The organism is bacterium, from assembly GCA_026129405.1.
In the GTDB taxonomy this organism is placed as follows: domain Bacteria; phylum Desulfobacterota; class Binatia; order DP-6; family DP-6; genus JAHCID01.
This window is the reverse complement of record JAHCID010000004.1, coordinates 1-17,391: the sequence shown is the minus strand read 5'-3', so window position 1 is coordinate 17,391 and position 17,391 is coordinate 1. Positions and strand designations below refer to the sequence as shown.

At 73.0% G+C, this 17,391-nt stretch carries 17 protein-coding genes; 5 read left to right on the top strand and 12 right to left on the bottom strand.

What is annotated here, in order from left to right:
* Positions 1-35: 35 nt before the first annotated feature.
* Entirely contained in the window at positions 36-1,127 is a 1,092-nt protein-coding gene (locus tag KIT14_15770) for a Zn-dependent alcohol dehydrogenase (protein MCW5891982.1), read from the bottom strand.
* 201 nt (positions 1,128-1,328) lie between these two features.
* Here KIT14_15770 and KIT14_15765 point away from each other — a divergent pair, with 201 nt between their 5' ends.
* Both KIT14_15765 and KIT14_15760 read left to right on the top strand, forming a co-directional pair.
* Positions 1,329-2,000: a TetR/AcrR family transcriptional regulator gene (locus tag KIT14_15765; GenBank protein ID MCW5891981.1), complete on the top strand. Its 672-nt coding sequence runs from the start codon at positions 1,329-1,331 to the stop codon at positions 1,998-2,000.
* 46 nt (positions 2,001-2,046) lie between these two features.
* Positions 2,047-2,676 carry a hypothetical protein gene (locus tag KIT14_15760; protein MCW5891980.1) on the top strand — a complete coding sequence of 210 codons (630 nt, stop codon included), beginning with the start codon at positions 2,047-2,049 and terminating at the stop codon, positions 2,674-2,676.
* A gap of 2 nt (positions 2,677-2,678) precedes the next feature.
* Here the strand turns inward: KIT14_15760 and KIT14_15755 are convergent, their stop codons facing one another.
* The 6 genes from KIT14_15755 to KIT14_15730 all read right to left on the bottom strand — a co-directional run bounded on the left by KIT14_15755 (position 2,679) and on the right by KIT14_15730 (position 7,682).
* Positions 2,679-4,157, bottom strand: a complete 1,479-nt coding sequence (locus tag KIT14_15755; GenBank protein MCW5891979.1) for an NAD-dependent succinate-semialdehyde dehydrogenase — start codon at positions 4,155-4,157, stop codon at positions 2,679-2,681.
* Positions 4,158-4,175: 18 nt separating this feature from the next.
* Positions 4,176-4,472 carry a hypothetical protein gene (locus tag KIT14_15750; GenBank protein ID MCW5891978.1) on the bottom strand — a complete coding sequence of 99 codons (297 nt, stop codon included), beginning with the start codon at positions 4,470-4,472 and terminating at the stop codon, positions 4,176-4,178.
* A gap of 62 nt (positions 4,473-4,534) precedes the next feature.
* A complete protein-coding gene (locus KIT14_15745; GenBank protein ID MCW5891977.1) occupies positions 4,535-5,506 on the bottom strand; it encodes a hypothetical protein in 972 nt (323 codons plus the stop codon).
* A gap of 56 nt (positions 5,507-5,562) precedes the next feature.
* Positions 5,563-5,955, bottom strand: coding sequence for a VOC family protein (locus KIT14_15740; protein MCW5891976.1), 393 nt, complete (start codon positions 5,953-5,955; stop codon positions 5,563-5,565).
* 35 nt (positions 5,956-5,990) lie between these two features.
* Positions 5,991-6,230: an acyl carrier protein gene (locus KIT14_15735; GenBank protein MCW5891975.1), complete on the bottom strand. Its 240-nt coding sequence runs from the start codon at positions 6,228-6,230 to the stop codon at positions 5,991-5,993.
* Between the two features lie 54 nt (positions 6,231-6,284).
* Positions 6,285-7,682, bottom strand: coding sequence for a DUF1329 domain-containing protein (locus KIT14_15730; protein MCW5891974.1), 1,398 nt, complete (start codon positions 7,680-7,682; stop codon positions 6,285-6,287).
* A gap of 686 nt (positions 7,683-8,368) precedes the next feature.
* Here KIT14_15730 and KIT14_15725 point away from each other — a divergent pair.
* Positions 8,369-9,145: a response regulator gene (locus KIT14_15725; protein ID MCW5891973.1), complete on the top strand. Its 777-nt coding sequence runs from the start codon at positions 8,369-8,371 to the stop codon at positions 9,143-9,145.
* 7 nt (positions 9,146-9,152) lie between these two features.
* Here the strand turns inward: KIT14_15725 and KIT14_15720 are convergent, their stop codons facing one another.
* The 5 genes from KIT14_15720 to KIT14_15700 form a co-directional block, all read right to left on the bottom strand.
* Positions 9,153-10,280, bottom strand: a complete 1,128-nt coding sequence (locus KIT14_15720) for a MaoC family dehydratase N-terminal domain-containing protein (protein MCW5891972.1) — start codon at positions 10,278-10,280, stop codon at positions 9,153-9,155.
* Positions 10,273-10,932, bottom strand: a complete 660-nt coding sequence (locus KIT14_15715; GenBank protein ID MCW5891971.1) for a TetR/AcrR family transcriptional regulator — start codon at positions 10,930-10,932, stop codon at positions 10,273-10,275. The genes KIT14_15720 and KIT14_15715 overlap by 8 nt, the downstream gene beginning before the upstream one ends.
* A 342-nt stretch (positions 10,933-11,274) precedes the next feature.
* Positions 11,275-12,054, bottom strand: a complete 780-nt coding sequence (locus tag KIT14_15710) for an enoyl-CoA hydratase/isomerase family protein (GenBank protein ID MCW5891970.1) — start codon at positions 12,052-12,054, stop codon at positions 11,275-11,277.
* A gap of 83 nt (positions 12,055-12,137) precedes the next feature.
* Complete coding sequence (locus KIT14_15705) at positions 12,138-13,961, bottom strand: HAMP domain-containing histidine kinase (GenBank protein MCW5891969.1); 1,824 nt, start codon at positions 13,959-13,961, stop codon at positions 12,138-12,140.
* Positions 13,962-14,238: 277 nt separating this feature from the next.
* Positions 14,239-15,453 carry a CoA transferase gene (locus KIT14_15700; protein ID MCW5891968.1) on the bottom strand — a complete coding sequence of 405 codons (1,215 nt, stop codon included), beginning with the start codon at positions 15,451-15,453 and terminating at the stop codon, positions 14,239-14,241.
* Between the two features lie 109 nt (positions 15,454-15,562).
* Between KIT14_15700 and KIT14_15695 the strand changes: the two genes are divergently transcribed.
* Together KIT14_15695 and KIT14_15690 are read left to right on the top strand one after the other, a co-directional pair.
* The gene (locus tag KIT14_15695; protein ID MCW5891967.1) at positions 15,563-16,420 is read left to right on the top strand and encodes a glycosyltransferase family 2 protein; all 858 of its coding nucleotides are present in this window, start codon (positions 15,563-15,565) and stop codon (positions 16,418-16,420) included.
* Complete coding sequence (locus KIT14_15690) at positions 16,417-17,283, top strand: sulfotransferase (protein MCW5891966.1); 867 nt, start codon at positions 16,417-16,419, stop codon at positions 17,281-17,283. Before KIT14_15695 ends, KIT14_15690 begins: the two co-directional genes overlap by 4 nt.
* Positions 17,284-17,391 lie beyond the last annotated feature (108 nt).

The following is a 17,391-nucleotide window of genomic DNA, read 5'->3' as shown; positions in this document are numbered from 1 at the left end:
GCGACCGGCCAGGGCCGGCCGCGCGACCGCCGGCGTCAGTAGACGATGACGCTACGGGCGACCTCGCCCGCCTCCATCGCGGCGAAGGCGTCGTTCACCTCGTCGAGCTTGATGCGGCGCGAGACCAGCTCGTCGATCTTGAGCTTGCCGCGCATGTAGAGATCGATCAGGAGCGGCATGTCGCGCTTCACGTTGCCCGACCCATAGAGCGAGCCGATCACCGACTTCTCCTCGAGCGGCACGGCCGCGCCGGGCACGGTGATGTCGGTGCCCATGCCGGGCACGCCGACGACGATCACCTTGCCGCCGCGCTTCAGCGCGTTGAACGCCTGGAGGATCACCGGCGGCGCGCCGATCACCTCGAAGGCGTAATCGACGCCGAGGCCGCCGAGGAGGTCCTTGATGGCCATGGCCGGATCGGTGTCGCCGCCCGCCTTGATGGCGTCGGTGGCGCCGAACTGCATCGCCATCTCGAGCTTCTTCGGAGACAGGTCGACGGCGACGATGCGCGCCGCGCCGGAGAGCGCCGCGCCCTGGATCACGTTGAGGCCGACGCCGCCGCAGCCGAACACCGCGACCGTCTCGCCGGGCTTCACGCGGGCCGTGTTGAAGACCGCGCCGACGCCGGTCATGACCCCGCAGCCGACGAGGCAGGCGCGGTCGAGCGGCACGTCCTTCGGTACCTTGATGGCGGCGGTGGCGCGCACCACGGTGCGCTCCGCGAACGAGCCGACGCCGGCCATGCGTGAGATGTCCTGGCCGTCCTTCGTGAAGACGCCCTCCTGGCCCATCATCATCGACTGCATGCCGGCTTCGCAGAGGTGGCTCGTGCCCTTGTCGCAGTAATGGCAGTGGCCGCAGTTCTCGACCCACGAGAGGACGACGTGATCGCCCGGCGCGAGCGTGGTGACGTCCTTGCCGACCTCCTCGACGATACCGGCGCCCTCGTGGCCGAGAACCACCGGCGGCGGGAAGGGCAGCTTCATCTGCTGCACGGACAGGTCCGAGTGACAGACGCCGCTCGCCGCAAGCTTGACGACGACCTCGTTCGGACGTGGGGCCTTCAGCTCGAGCGACTCGATCTTGAGCGGCTCGAGGAAGCCATGAAGTACTGCTCCCTTGACCATCGCGTAACCCCTCCCGCGTGGGTGCTGCAAAGTTGACGTGAGGGTCAGGGCTATAGGCCGGGGCGAAAAGAGGCGTCAAGCGCGCGCTCCGACGCCGGCGCGGTCGCGGCGCGCGTGGACTTCCGCACCGCCTCGGGCTACGGAAGCGGCGGCCGCGCACCCGCGCGGCGGGGAGGAACGCGCGCACATGAGGAGACGTCCATGAGCCGGCGCACCCCGGCCGCCGCCCGCGGTCGAGAAGCGGCGTCGACGCGCGACGTCATCCTCGACGCCGCGGAGCGCCGCTTCGCGGAGCGCGGCTTCGCCGGCGTCTCCATGCGCGAGATCGCCGCCGACGCGGGCCTGCGCAACCAGGCGAGCCTCTACCACCACTTCCGCCACAAGCGCGCGCTCTACGAGGCCGTGCTCGCGCGCGGCATCGAGCCCATCCTCGGGCTCGTCGCGGAGAGCGCAGCGGCGGGCGCGCCGGGCAGCTGGGGCGAAACGGCCGTCGATCGGCTCGTCGTCTACCTCGCCGACCACCCGCACCTGCCCCGCCTGATCCAGCGCGCCGCGCTCGAAGATCGGCGCTACCTGCCGAGCGTCATCCCGCGCCTCCTGCGCCCGCTCTACCAGCAGGGCCTGCGCGCGCTCGCCGAGACGCGCACGCCGTGGGCGCCGGCCGACATGCCCCACCTGGCCTCGGCGCTCTACCTCCTCATCTTCGGGTATTTCGCGAGCGCCGCCCTGTTCGAGGCGGTCACGCAGCAGGATCCGCGCAGCCCCGCGGCCGTCATGCGCCAGCGCCGCTTCGTCAAGAGCGCGCTCGGCCGCCTCTTTGCCGGCCCCGCGCCGGAGCCCGCCCCACGGACGTTGCGACGTCGCTCCAGCTGAGCACCGTGCTGGCCCGCTGCGACGCCGTCTGATAGCAGCCCGCGCCATGCGGTCGCATCCCCTGTGGAGCTTCGTCCTCCTGCTCGCCCTCGCGGGCCCCGCACTGGCCGACGACGCCGCGCTCCGCCGGCTCGAGGACGAGAACGCGCGCCTGCGCGCGCGCGTCGCCGAGCTCGAGAACGAGGTGGCCACCCTGAAGCGCGAGGCCCCGTCGGCGCCGCTCGCGGCGGCGCTCGAGCGGCGCGCCGAGGAGACGGTCACCACGAAGGGGGACGGCGCTGGCGTCCAGACCGCGTTCAGCCTCCTCGAGCGCGAGGCCGGTGCCCGCTCGCGGCACTGGATCGCGTTCCGCACCGTCGCCGGCGACCCCGGCAAGGTCGAGGCCGTCATCGAAACGGACGGCTCCGGCTCGGCGTACCGCGACGCGAAGACCATGATGCTGTCGATCGACGGCACCCCGTACGACTGTGCGGTGACGTCCTACAAGACCGAAGTGGTCACCGCCGTCCGCCAGGGCAGCCGCGTCAAGGAGATCCTGCGCATCGACATCCCGCGGGCGACGCTCGCGCGCATGGCCGACTCGCGCGAGGTGCAGGGCCAGCTCGGCCCGACGCGGTTCGCGCTGACGCCCGAGCAGCTCGCGTCGATCAAGGCGTTGCAGCGTCGTCTCGCCTGAGCTCACCAGGCGACCGCGACGTACTGCGTCTCGGTGAAGGCGAGCAGGCCTTCGCGCCCGCCCTCGCGTCCGACGCCGCTCTGCTTCATGCCGCCGAACGGCGCCGCGGGGTCGGAGACGAGGCCGCGGTTGAGGCCGACCATGCCCGCCTCGATGCGCTCGGCGACGCGCAGCCCACGCGCGAGATCGCCGGTGAAGACGTAGGCCGTGAGCCCGTGCTCGGTCGCGTTCGCGAGCCGCACGGCCGTCGCCTCGTCGTCGAAGGTCACGATCGGGGCGACGGGACCGAAGATCTCCTCACCCAGGATCGCGGCGTCCGGTGCGACGTCGGCGAGCACGGTCGGCGGATAGAAGAAGCCGCGCCCGCGCGGCCGCACCCCTCCGGTGACGACGCGGGCGCCGCCGGCGACGGCCGTCCGTACCAGCCCGTCGATCTTGTCGCGCGTCGCGGCGTTCACCATCGGGCCGAGCTCGACGCCGGGCGCCAGGCCGGGCCCCATGCGCAGCGCCCCCATCGCCGCGGCCAGGCGCGCCGTGAACGCCGGCGCGATCGAGGCTTCGACGAGGAAACGGTTGGCCGCCGTGCACGCCTCGCCGCCGTGGCGCATCTTGGCGATCATGGCGCCTGCGATCGCACCCTCGAGGTCGGCGTCGGCGAAGACGACGAACGGGGCGTTGCCGCCGAGCTCCATCGAGCATTTCACCACCCGCTCGGCCGCCTGGGCGAGCAGCGCGCGGCCCACCTCGGTCGAGCCCGTGAAGCTCAGCTTGCGCACGCGCGCATCGCGGAGCGCGGCGCCGACGGCCTCGCGATGCCGGCGGGTGGGCACGACGTTGACGAGGCCGGCCGGCACCCCCGCGGCGGCATAGAGTGCCGCGAGCGCGAGCGCCGTGAGCGGCGTCTCGCTGGCGGGCTTCAGCACCACCCCGCATCCCGCGGCCAGCGCGGGCGCGATCTTCCGCGTCGCCATGGCCGCGGGGAAGTTCCAGGGCGTGATGCACAGGGCGACGCCGATCGGCTGGTGCAGCACGAGAATGCGGTTCGCGCCGCCCGGTGCCGTCACCACGCGGCCCTCGAGGCGCACGGCCTCCTCGGCATACCAGCGGAAGAACTCCGCCGCGTACGTCACCTCGCTGCGCGCCTCGCCGAGCGCTTTGCCGTTCTCGCGGACGATGAGCTCGGCGAGCGCGTCGGCGTGCGCGAGCATCTCTGCGTGAATCCGACGCAGGACCTCGCCGCGCTCGCGCGGCGGGCGGGCCGCCCATGCATGGCGCGCGGCCTCGGCCGCCGCGACCGCGTCGAGCAGGTCGGCCGCCGTGCCGTCCGCGACGGCGGCGATCTGCTCCTCGGTGGCCGGGTCGATCACCGGGAAGGTCGCGCCGTCGGCGGCGGCGCGCCAGCGGCCGCCGATCCAGAGCTGCCGTGGCGCGACGATCTCGGCTCCGTGCTCCACGTCGTCGGTCGTACACCCCGGCCGCACGGCGGCCAAGGCGAGCCGTCAGCTTCCGCCGGGGGGCGCCGGGACGGTGGTGGTGGTCGGCGCCGGGTTCAGCTGCGCCTCGGGCACGCAGCGCATCTGGTTCGTCTGGTCGAGGCCGACGTCGCTGCCCGTCATCGCCTCGTCCTGCATGATCTCGATGCGATAGTTGTCGCAGTCCTGGTACGAGGCGAAGGTCTGGATGCGTCGCGCCTTGCCGATCGCCGGCGCCTGCGCCTGGCTGTCCATCGTGTCGGGGGGGACCTCGATGAGAACCCAGGCGGAGAGGAGGATCGCGGCGGCGCCGTGGCGGGTCATCCCGACATTAGAGGCGCCGGCTCCGGCGAGCGTCAAGCAACCCTATCCGCGTTATGAAAACTTCACGCAGGGACGGCGGGCTGGTCGAGGAACGGGGTGCGCAGCCCGTTGTCGCCCCAATCGAAGCTCACGAGCCAGCCGCCCGGATCGGCCGGCAGCGCCTGCGACGGGCGGAACGCCCGCATCGCGAGCGGCCGCTCCGCGCGGACCCGGAAGCCGACGTCGAGGAACACCTCGCGCATCGTCGGGCACGTGCTGGCCAGGACCACGCTGCGCGCGGTGCGATCCGTTCCGCCGACCGCGAGCACCGCCCGCACGATGCCCCCCGCGAGCGCCCCGGGATCCTCGCCGTCGGCGTGGGCGACGAGGATGCGCTCGGGCCGGTCCTGGAGCACGACGTACCCGCACGGCGTGCCGTCACGGCTGACGCGGAACAGACGGTAGCGCACGTGGGGCAGATCGAGCGCATAGCGCCAGGTGAGCTCGTCGAGCGGCGGCGCATAGCGTAGGGCGAACGGCGAGCGGCGCGGCAGGAGCGCCTCGTCCCAGCGGGCCTCCTCGCGAACCGTCACGCCGCGCGCCGCAGCGGGGAGTCGCACGCCGTAGCGACCGATCGGCTTGCGCTGGACGCGCGCCCGCAGCTGCCGCGCGACGCGCCGCCAGAGCGGATCGCCGGGGCGCTGGAGCGGCTCGGGGTTCAGCATCATCACGCGTGCCCCCGGGAAGTAGACCCACTTCTGCTCGCGGTAGATGCGATGCGCGTCGGTGCTGCCCCCGAAGACGAGACCGACGGGGGCCGAGCGCGTCCAGTGGAGATAGAGCAGCCCGCCCGCGCCGGGGCGCAGCGCGTGGAAGTTGGCCCCGAACGCCATCGTCAGCTCCGCGCCGTTCCACTCGAAGCGCATGCGGGCGATGCCGAGGATGCCGGCGATCGAGCCGTCGTCCGCCATCAGCAGGTGCAGGCGGCACGACGGGTGGCTCAGGTAGAAGTGCTCGACGAACGGGCGGTGGCGAAGCGCCTCGCCCGGCGCCACCGGGGCGAGCGTCGCGTCGAGCAGCGGGAACAGCTGCGGCTCGAACTCGACCCGTTTCAGAGGCTGCCCTCCGGCCCGCGCTCGACCAGCTCGAGGAGCAGGCGATCGCGACCGGCGAGCCAGGCGATACGACGCCCGTCAAACGCCACGGCCGGCGTCGGCTTCAGGACCAGGAGCATCTGCTGGGCACGCAGATGGGCGACGGCGGCGTCGATGTCCGGCGTGCTGTGGCAGACGTGGTGCAGACCGCCGCCCTTGGCGAGCGCGTTGGCGAGCTTGCTCTGCGGGCCGTCGGGCGCGACCAGCTCGAGGTAGAACGGCTCACCCGGACGGTGCAGGAACTGCACGTGGGCGGTCTGCGTCGGATCGTGGATGACGCCCGTGCGCTCGACGTAGCCGAAGCGCGCGAGATACCCGGGAGCGGCAGCCGCCACGTCCGCCACCAGCATGCCGACGTGGTGGAGCCGCAGGTCGACCGCGTCGGTCAGGCGGCGGCTTCCTTCTCGAGGTGCGCCTTGATGCGCGCGAACGACGTGAGGTCGGGCAGCTCGTCGAGCGACAGCTGCACGCCGAACTCCTCCTCGATCACGAGCATCAGGTTGATCGTCGCGAGCGAGTCCCACCCCGGGGCCTCGCCCAGCACCGCCGTGGCGATCTGGGCCGGGTCGAGCGCGGGCAGCACGGTGGCGAAGCAGCGGACCAGGCGGTCGTGGACATCGGGCATCGCCCGCCCACTATCCCGAGAGGGTGCGCGATGTGCAACCCGCGCCGGGACCGCCTATTTGCCGAACCGGCTGAGCGTGTTGACGTCGAAGAGCTGGCCGGTGTTGTGCTTCACCCGCCGGTCGAACGGCAGCGTCATGTCCTGGCGCAGGCCGGCGAGCGTCGCGCGGTTGTGCTTCAGCGCTTCCGCGCACTGCCAGGCGTGCTGCGAGCTCCAGAACCAGTCGTACTCGCCGTCGGGGTTCTGGGTCGGGTGATTCAGGTAGCCGTCGACCTGGTACGTGTTGAGGGCCTCGCCCTTCCACGAGAACTTGCGGTTGAAGGCGCCGATCCACGACTCCGTGTCGATCCACAGCTCGACCTTGCCGTAGAGGTAGTAGCGGTCGTTCGGCACGCCCTCGATGACGAGGAACTTGCGCTTGGCCAGCGCCGCGCTCACGGGCGCCCAGGCGATGCCCGTCCACCCTTCCTTCTGGAACCCGGCCGACGGCAGGCCCTTGTCCCACACCTGGCGGTAGCCGCCGGACGGCACCCACTGGAGCGCCCCGCCCTCACCCTTGATCGACAGCGGATCGACGAAGCGCAGCCCCTCCTTCACGCCGACCGTCTTCCACTTGAAGTCCTCGGGCTTGGCGTCGAAGAAGTTGCCGTCGTCCTGGCTCAGGTCGGAGCCGAGGAAGCCGTCGGAGCGGTTCGACGGGCTCACGGCGCGCACGCGGCGCAGCGCCGGGACGTACGTCCACACCGAGTCGCGCTTGGCCGGATCGCGGTAGCGGTAGCTGAGCGCCACCGTTCCCTGGAGGTCGGCGGGGGTCTTCGCGGCGGCGAGCGACTGCCACGAGAACTCCTGTGGGTTCGGCACGCGATACCGCGGATTCTGGTTCTCGTAGTACTGGAAGTAGACGTCCTGGAGCGAGATGCGGTCGACGCCGGTCGGTGCCACCCAGACGATCTGCGCGTTGAAGTTGTAGCTGCCCGTGTTCCAGTAGACGTGGAAGTTGTTCCACAGCGCCTTCAGCGCCGCCTGCGGGTCGTCGGGCGAGACGTTGGGGAACGGGATGCCGTAGACGTACTCGGGCATCTTTCCGGTGGCGGCGTCGATGATCGCGCCCTGCTCGTCGACGCGGAACCGTCCCGCCGCGTTCTCCTTCGTCGCGGCGTCGAACGACTGATCCCAATGGATGATGCCCTCGGGCCAGGAGACGATCGGGTTCTGGTACTCGTTCTTCTCGAAGTGCGAGAGCACCTCGGGCGGCAGGAGATCCTTCGCCGTCTGCGCGTTGCTCTGATCGAGGGTGTCGCCGATCTTGAGTCCCGGCGCGACCTCGGTGCCCGCGGGCGCGTACTTGCTCGGATCGGGCGGCCACTCGCGTCCATCGACCGTGCCGGCGCCGGCAGGGACCGCACGCACCAGCACGAGGACCACGAGCAACGCGAGCAAACGAACGGGCATCGACCACCCTCCCTGGGAGCGTCGAGCTCCCGCGACGACGCGTGTGCTGCTGGGGGCGGTCGCTAACACGCGCTCGTCGCGGCGTGCAAGACATGTGCAGACACGTGCAGACACGTGCCGTGTCGACGCGGTGCGCGACGCGCCGGAGATCTCGTGCGCTGCGCGGTCCTCCCGCGGGCGGCGGCCAGCCGACCGGCGGCACCCGTGCGCGGACCGAGACCGGGCGTGCCGAAGCCGAACCGGTCATCCACAACTCGGCGACACCGTGCGCACGCGCGAACGTATCCGGCGCACCTGTCCGGCGCACCTGCGCCTTCACGTCGCGCGCGTCGTCGGCGTAGGCGTGGAGGCCCACCGCGTCGATCGGCCGTGCGGCCTGCCGGGGCTCCCCCGTAGGGCGCAGCCGCCGCGGCCCGTGCCACGAGCAGCGCCGCCGCCACCGTCGTCCGCCACCCGACGCGCATCGCGCGGCATTCCGGCGACCCCGGCGCCGCAGTGACACGCCGGGACCCGCCGGACGGCGGGACTAGAAAGGCACCCGTGGCACACGGTGTGCCACCCGGTGTGCCACCCGGTGTGCCACCGGCGACGTGCGGGGGCCGCGCCCGCGTTGTGTATCCCATGGCATCGCAGTTGCACCGAGCCGAGGCGGCGGGGCGGACGTGGGGTGGTCCACGAGGATCGGGATGCCCAGACAGGTCGTCATCGTCGAAGACACCGAAGGGATCCGCGCGCTGTACGTCGCGCTGCTACGCCGCTGGGGATGCCGCATCCACGAGGCGGGCGACGGCCAGAGCGGCCTGGGTCTGATCCGCGAGCAGCGGCCCGACCTCGTGCTGCTCGACATCATGCTGCCCGCCCTGAGCGGACACGACGTGCTCGCGGTGCTGCGCACCAACGACGATCCGCAGCTGCGCGCCACGCCGGTCATCATGACGACGGCGCTCGCGTCACGCGACATGGTGGCCGCGATCGGCGCACTCGGCGTGAGCGGGTACCTCGTGAAGCCGATCACGCGCGACCGCTTCGATCGCGAGATCAGCCGCGTGCTCGGCGCGCCGGGCACCGGGGCGGCGGCGCCCGAGATCGTGGTCGAGACGTTCGACGGCGTCCCCGTCGTCGTGCTGCCGTGGCCGCCGTCCACGACGTTCGCCGTGCTCGGCGACGCGATGAAGCGTACCGTCGAGACGCTGGCGCAGGCGGGACACCGCCGCATGATCGTCGACCTGACGGCCCTGCACACGCTGGCACCGGGCGCGATGCGCCTCGTGGCCGAAGCGCTCACCGCCGCACGCGCCCGACGCCTGCGGGTCGCGGCCGTCGCCGACGAGCAGACCGCGGCCTCGTTGCAGGCGATCGCGGAGACCCGCGCCGCCTATCGCGCCACGCGCGACGCCGCGTGGACGGTCGTCACGGGCGCCGCGGAGGAGGTCCTCACCTCCCCCGCCGTGCAAGTCGGCTGACGTCGTCTCAGCGCCGGGGCAGCTCGACCTCGGCGGTGCCGGCCGCCGTCACCTCGTCGCGGTGGTTCACGCACTCGACGGTGCACTTCACGAGCGTCTTGCCGTCGCGCTCGAACTTCTCCGTGACGCGGCCGCGGATCCACGTGACGTCGCCGATGTAGTTGAACTTGAGATAGCGGCACTCGAGCTTCGCGAGGTGCCCCGCGTCACCCATCCAGTCGGTGATGACCTGGATCAGCCAGGCGCAGCGCTCCGGCCCGAGGTCGTAGGCGCCCGGCAGGCCGAGGAGACGCGTCGTGAAGGCGTTGTCCCAGTGCACGCGCTGCGGCGGCTCCGGCACGCCCTGCTCGTTGGTGATGAAGAGCTTCGGGTGCTTGGCGTAGAGCTTCGCGGCGACCTGGTTGCCGACCAAGTAGATGCCGAGCTGCGACTCGAAGGCGATCTCGGCGGTCGGCGTGAGCGGGCCCTTGATACGCTGGGGCAGCTCGTCGCCGGCGGCGACGTCGTCCCAGAAGCGCTCGGTCGCGCGCGTCTCGGCGGCGTACTCGGCCATGAAGCGCTCGACGTCGGCGGGGGTCCACTGCGCGAGCCCGATCTCGCCGTACTTCTTCGTCTCGGCGGTCTTGTGGCGCTCGATGCGGATCCAGGTGTCGTTGCGGAGCCCGAGGTCCTGGCCGTTCTGGTCGGTGTAGACCGCCTCGTAGGTCTGGTAGATGGAGCGGCCGCCGCCGAACTTGCTCTGCCGCTCCTCGACCGACTTGAGGTACGAGCTCGCGGTGACGGCGTCGCCGACCTTCAGCGGGCGCTTCCACTCGTAGAGCGAGCCGGTCCAGATCGAGTGCACGCCGGGCAGACCCTCGGGGAGTCCGCTCGAGCCGACCGAGCGCAGCGTGTCGAAGGTCTGGATCATGATGTAGGGCGCGAGAAGGCCGCCCCACTTCGTCTGCCTGGCGTAGGCCTCGTCGTGGTAGAGCGGCGACAGATCGCCGATGCCGAGCGCCATGTGATACGCGGCGTCGCGCGTCACCTCGGTGCGCCACGGCCGGCGGTTGGTGAAGCCCTTGCCGATGCGCTCGCGGATGCGGGCGATGCCTTCGTCGGTGATGCGGGCGCCGTGCCCGGCCACGTCAGCCATTGGGAGTCCTTCGTCGGTTGGGATCGGCGGCGCCGCGCGGGCGCGGACCGATCAGTCGCAGGATGGCCTTCTCGAGGAAGCGGCGCTGCGCGGCGAGCAGCTCGGGATCGGACGGATCGGCGGGCCACGGCCCGAAGCGGCGCAGCGCCTCGCCGTTCACGAAGTAGGCGAACACGAGCCCGAACAGGCCGAGCGCGAGGTGCGCGACCTCGTCCCCCTCCCAGCCCGCGGCCTCGGCGGCGCTCTCGACCACGTTCACGCCCTCGCTGTAGAGCGGCGCGAGCCAGCGGTTCAGCAGCTGCTGCACGCTGCCCTTCTCCTCCAGCAGCGCGCGGTACAGCAGCCGTCCGAGGTGCCGGTGCTGGGCCAGGTGCGCGACCAGCACGTCGAGCGTCCCGGCCACGGAGTCGCGCCGGATCTCGCCCTTCCACGACGCCGCCGTCACCTCGACGATCGGCCGCAGCCCGCGCTCGAGGACGGCCTCGTACAGCGCCTGCTTGCCGGGGAAGTGGTTGTAGAGGCTCGACGGCGTCAGCCCGAGCTCGCGCGCCAGGTCGCGCACCGCCACGCCGTCGACCCCGTGCTGCGAGAAGAGCCGCTCGGCCGCATCGAGGATGGCCTCGCGCGTCGGCTGTGGGGTCGGCGTGGCCATGCGGGTTCGTTCGGCGCGGACGGACAACGTCCGGGTGGCTTACTGAAATGAACGAACGTTCGTCAAGGCGCGGGCCGCCCCGGACGTCGGGCCGGCTCCCTTCCCCGAGGGGGCGCCGTGTGCCGCGCGGCGGCAGGAGGACACCGCCATGGCCATCCGCCTCGCCCGGTCCTGCGGCGCGCCGGCGCACCGGTGCGGGACGCCACGATCGCGACCGCGCCCCGGACCCGGGTCGCTCCCGACACGAACCAGTGTCAGGTCGCGAAGCCGGGGACGCCTCCGGTGAGAGGCGGGCGCGTGCAGCCTCGCCGCGCATCTCGGTGTCGACCGAACGACGGCGCGCTAGCTCCTGGCGCGCGGGGCCCACGACGGAGGCCGCTTCTCTACGAACGCCCGGAACCCCTCCTGGACCTCGGGACCGCGCAGCGATTCCGCGAACATCTCGAGGTCGATGCGCGGCAGGCTGCGGTTGAGGTCGCGCTTGAGCGCGGTGCGGGCGCCGGGAGCGGTCTGGCGGATCCATCCGATCGTCTCGTCCACCGCCGCCTCGAGGCGATCGTGCGGCACGACGCGGGAGACGAGGCCCATCGCCAACGCCTCGGCGGCGGTGAACGGCTGCGCGGTGAAAAGGAGCCACTTCGCCCGCCCCATGCCGACGCGGGCGGCGAGGCGCGCGCCGAGGTAGCAGTCGGCGACGCCGCGCAGCAGCTCGGGCACGCGGAACGTGGCGCGATCCGACGCGACCGCGACGTCGCTCATGAGCGTCATCACGAGCCCGCCGCCCTGACACATGCCGTTGATCGCCACCATGACGACCTTCGGACAGCGCTCGAGCTGCACGAACGGGGTCAGATCGAGGCCGTCGGTCTCGCGGTCGAGCGGCTGCCCGCCCTCGTGCCGGCCCCCCATCTCGCCGCCCACGCAGAAGTGGTCGCCGCTCCCGGTGAGCACCAGCAGGTCGACCTCCGGGTCGCGTTCCGCGAGCACGGCGGCTTTCTTGATGCCGTGGTACATCTCGATGGTGCAGGCGTTCCGGCGCTCGGGCCGGTCGAGGACGACACGCAGGACGCCGCCGGCGCGGGCGCCGCGAAGGTGGGTCGAGCCGAGATCGATGGGCGTCATGGGCCGACGGCTCTACCAGCCCCGCGCCTGCGCTGGCCAGGGGTGGCGACCGCGGGGCACCCGCCGGCTCGGCCCACGGGCGGTCAGGCGGCCCGGTCGTCGGCCGCCGGCCCCGCCTCGCGAGACGTCGCCAGCGGCAGGACGGCCGTGAACGCCGAGCCCACGCCCGGCGTGCTCTCGACCTCGAGCACGCCGCCGATCGCCTCGATCGTCCGGCGCGCGACGTAGAGGCCGACGCCGAGCCCGAGCTGCTCTTCCCGACTCTCGCCGTGGCGGAACAGCTCGAAGACGCGCTCGCGATCCTCCGGCGCGATGCCGACACCGGTGTCGCGCACGACGAAGCGCACGGTCCGCCCGCGGCGCTCGACCTCCAGCGCCACGAGACCGTGACGCGTGAACTGCACGGCGTTTACGAGGAGGTAGGACAGCGCGCCGGTCAGCTCGCCTGCATGGCAACGCACCGCCAGCGCCGGCACGCGCGACGGCCACCGGAGGCGTACACCCGGCGCGGGGCGCAGCCCCGCGGTCGCCCGTTGGAGCTCGCGCACGAGCAGCGGCACGGGCACCACACGCAGCGGCCCGCCCGACACGTCGCGTGCCGCCAGCAGGTCGGACACCAGCGACGCCAGGCGCTCGCCGGCGCGCCGCACGCCGCCGATCAGCTCGCGCGCCTCCGCCAGGTCGTCGGTCTCGGTCGCCATCTCGGACAAGCCGAGGATGACGTTCAGCGGGGTTCGCAACTCGTGCGACAGCGACGCGAGCATGGCTTCGGCCGCCTGGCGGCTCGCCGTCAGGTCGCGCAGCACGTGGGCCCGCGCCAGCGCCAGCGAGCCCAGGTTGCCGAGCCCGCGGGCCAGGCGGCGCACCGGCCATGCCGGCGGGATCGTCAGCTCGGCGAAGGCGACGAGCTGAACGGCCACCACGCGCCCGCCGTCGCGGAGCGCGAACGCCAGCGCCGACGCCGCCGCGAGCTTCGCGAGCAGACCCGCGTGGGATGCGGCGGTGCACGCGATCACGGCGCCGCGCTGGAGCGCGGGCAGCAGGGGGTCGATCACCGCGCGATCCAGCTCGGCGCCCACCGCCGGTGCGCCCTCCGGCTGCCGCGTCGTGGCGGTGACCCGCCAGCCGCCCGCCGGCGCCGCGGGAATGAGCAGCACGGCGGCGTCGGCGGCGAGCAGGGTCGTGCTGAGCGTGCAGAGGCGGTCGACCACGAGCGCCGGCTGCGACAGCTCCAACATCTCACGACCCGCGCACGACAGCCCCGCGGTGACGGCGCCCTCGCGCCGCGCCGTCAGGAGCGCCTGGTTGGCGGTGCTCCGCGCCAGCTCGGCCTCCCGGCGCGCGACGAACTCGCGGCGGCGGAGTCGCTCGCGCGGCAACGCCGCCGCCAGTGCGATGAGCGCCGTCGCGACCAGTCCCACGAGGTTGCGCACCACGACGTCCGCGCTGCCGGGCACCCAGGCGACGAAGCCGACGTACGCCAGCGGGATCGCGATCACCGAGGCGATCGTCCAGCGCGCGGGCGACGGGTAGAAGAGGGCCGATCCGAGCATCACCAGGCCGAGCCCGCCGAAGTACGGGCTCGCGTGGCCACCGCTCCACGGCATCATCGCGAGGACCATTGCCGTCCCGAGCATGGTGCCGAGAAAAGCCAGCGCCCAGACGTGCGCCCGGCCCCACGCGGTCCACAGCGCCGCGGCCACGATCACCCCGAGCCCGAGCCCGTGGGCGATGCGGAGATGGAGGAGATGGGCGTACACGTCGGCGTCGAACTGCCGGTCGTGGACGGCGGTGAACACGAGGGAGAGCAGCAGGCTGAGGCCGCCAGCGATCAGCAGTGCACGCCGCCCGAGCACGGCGCCGTGCTCGCGGTAGGCCCGAACGTGCTCGTTCGCAGTCGGAGACACGCAGACGGCCGCGTGCAGGCAGCCCGCCATCCCCGCGGCGGCGCCGCCGCGCATCCCGCACGGCGCCCGCCAGCTCGCCTCCGAACGACGTGGCCCGGAGGACGCCGGCAGCGACCGCACCGCGGCGTCTCGCATCCCGCCGGCTGCCTGCCTGCTGCGTTTCCGGGGCGCCACTCACTTGGATCGGGTAGGCCCGATGGCGCACCACAGGGCACGCGCTGCGCCACCGCCGGCACAGTGTGCGGGCGCACGGTGCCGCGCCTGGCACCGCGCGGGCTCAGACGACGCCGGCGCCGCGCAGCTCGGCGATCTCCGCGTCGGTGAGCCCGAACTCGTGCAGCACCTCGTCGGTGTGCTCGCCGAGGCCGGGCGCGGGGCGCGTGAACGCCGTCGGCGTGCCCGACATGTGCAGCAGCGGCCCGAGCAGCCCGATGCGGCCGCGCTTCTCGTCGCTGTACTCGACCACGAGGCCGTTCTCCGCGATCTGCGGGTGCGCGAGGATCTCCTCGAGCCGCTGCACGCGGCATGCGGGGATGTCGTGGTGCTCGAGCAGCGCGATCCAGTGGTCGACCGGCTGCGCGCGGAAGATGTCGCTCAGCACGCCGACGATCTCCGCCCGCCGCTCGACGCGCGCCGGGTTGGTCGCGTAGCGTGGATCGGTGAGGAGGTCGTTGCGCTCGAGCGCCACGCACAGGCGCTTGTAGAAGGCGTTGGTGAGGCAGGCGACGATGAACCAGCCGTCGCTCGCCGGGAACGCCTGGTACGGCACCAGGTCGGGATGCCCGCTGCCGAACTTCGGGAAGCGCGTGCCCTCGGTGAGCACGTTGCAGGCGTTGTCGGCGAAGAGCGACACGACGGCGTCGAGCATGGCGACCTCGACGTGCTGGCCCTCGCCGGTGCGCCCGCGCGCGACCAGCGCCGACGTCACCGCGAGCGCGGCATAGACGCCCGTCGTGATGTCCGCCACCGGCGGCGCCGACTTGATGGGCGGCCCGCCCTCCTCGCCCGTGTGCCCCATGACGCCACCGGTCGCCTGCACGATGAGGTCCATGCCCGGCTTCTGCGCGAGCGGCCCGCGCGGCCCGAACGCGGTGATCGAGCAGTAGACGAGCTTCGGGTTGATCGCGCGCAGGTGCTCCCAGCCGAGGTCGTGCCGGTCCATCACGCCGGGGCGGAAGTTCTCGACCAGCACGTCGGCGTCGCGCGCGAGCCGCTGCAGCAGCGCCACCCCGGCGGGCTTCGAGATGTCGACGGTGCAGGCACGCTTGTTGCGGTTGAGGCCCTGGAAGTTCGGGCCGCCGATCTCGGGCGGCAGGCGGCCGGAGCGGTCGGCGTAGCGGATCGAATCGCCGCGGCCGGGCTTCTCCACCTTGATGACGTCGGCACCCATGTCGCCGAGGAGCGTCGTGCACCACGGGCCGGCGGCCTGATGGCTCATGTCGATGACGCGAATGCCCGCGAGGGCGCCGGACGGAAGCGGGAGTGCAGCCATGGGTCGCGCGTTTAGCGAGGGCTCGCCGCCGCGGTCAAACCGGGCCTCGTGGCCCCGGCGCGATTGCGCCCCGCGCGACCGCGTGCGAGACGGTGCCCCGGCAACGCGGATGATCTCGGTCCTGATCCCGACCTACAACTGCGGGCCGTGGCTCGGCGCGTCGCTCGACAGCATCCTGCCGCAGCTGGAGCCGGGCGACGAGCTCGTGGTGGTCGACGACGGCTCGACGGACGACACGCCCGCGGTGCTCGCGGCGTACGGCGAGCGCCTGCGCGTGGTGCCGGGACGCCACGCCGGCCTGCCGGCCGCCCGCAACCTCTGCCTCGCGGAAGCGCGCGGCGACTGGATCGCCTTCCACGACGCCGACGACGTCGCCGCGCCCGACCGCCTCGCCGTCGCGCGGGCGTGGCTCGCCGCGCACGCCGAGTTCGACGCCGTGTTCCAGAACGGCGCCCGCATGGAGGATGGCAGCCCGGTCGTCCCGGATCGCATCGCCGCGCGCTGCGACGGCCGCCGCGTCGGCGTCGCCGATCTCTTCGCCGGCTTCCCGATCTACTGGCAGGGCGCGCTCGTCCCGCGCCGCGCCTTCGACGCCGCCGGCCCGTTCGACGCACGCTTCCCGGTGCAGCCCGACATCGCCTACGGCTATCGCCTGCTGCCGCGCTGCCGCGCGGCCTTCGTCGACCGCACCGGCTTCCACTGGCGCCGCCACCCGACCAACACCAGCGCCGATCTCCTCGGCACGCGCGAGGACATCGCGCGCATCCTGGAAGACCTGCCGCCCGACGTCGTCGCGGCGATCGGCGCGCGGCGCGTGCGGGCGATGATCGCGCGCCAGTGGTCGCGCGTCGCCCGGCGCCGCCTGGAGCGCGGCGAGCGCGACGCCGCCCGCGCCGGCTACGGACGCGCCGTCGCGCTCCAGCCGCTGCATCCGGGCCATCGCCTCGGGCTGTGGAGGGCGTCGTGAGCGCGGGCCCCGTCTTCGTCCTCGGGCACGCGCGCAGCGGCACGACGCTGCTCCAGCGCGTGCTCAACTCGTACGACGACGTCCTCGTCTGGGGCGAGCACGCGGGCATCGTGCGGCCGCTCGCCGACGCCTACTTCGGCGGCCTCGCGACGCCGAACCTCTTCGAGCACGCGCGCCCGCTCGCCGAGGTGCTGCGCGACTCGGCCGCCGCCTCGTCGTGGCAGGCGTGGATGACGTGGCTCGGCCCCGCCGAGTGGCCGGTCGCGTTCCGCCGCATGCTGGAGACGCTCTTCGTGCCCGAGGGCCTGCCGGGCAAGCGCGTGTGGGGCTTCAAGGAGATCCGCTACGGCGCCGAGCCCGGCGACCGCACGCTGGCGTTCCTGCACGCGCTCTGGCCCGACGCGCGCTTCGCGTTCGTCGTGCGCAACCCGCTCAACACCTTCGCCTCGCACCGGCGCATGCCGGGTGGCGCCGGCACGCTGCCCGCGCTGGTGCGGCAGACGACGCGCTGGTCGCGGCGCTACGCCCACTATCGCGAGTTCGAGGCGACGTCGGGCGCGCGCTGCTTCTGGGTCGTCTACGAGGAGCTCGTCGCCGAGCGCGGCGCCGTGCACGATCTCGTCCGCGACCTCGGGCACGGGTTCGGCGACGCGCAGCGCGCGGTGATCGCGTCCGGCGAGGGCCGCGGCAGCTCGTTCTCCGCGGGCGACGTGCACGAGCGCTGGACGCGCCTGCCGCTCCTCTGGCGCGCCGTGCTCGACGCCGGCCTCGGTACGCAGATGGCCACCTTCGGCTATGCGCGCCCGCCGCTCGCGCCCCCCGTGCGCTGGCTCGGGCAGGCGACGCGCCGCGCGCTCGCCTGAGCCGTCGCGCGCCGGCGGCGATCTCCGTTGACCCGGCGCGTGGTGCGTGGTTTGGCCGACGCGTGCGCGGCCGCGCCGCTCCCGACGTCTCGCGTCCGATCCGCCGGG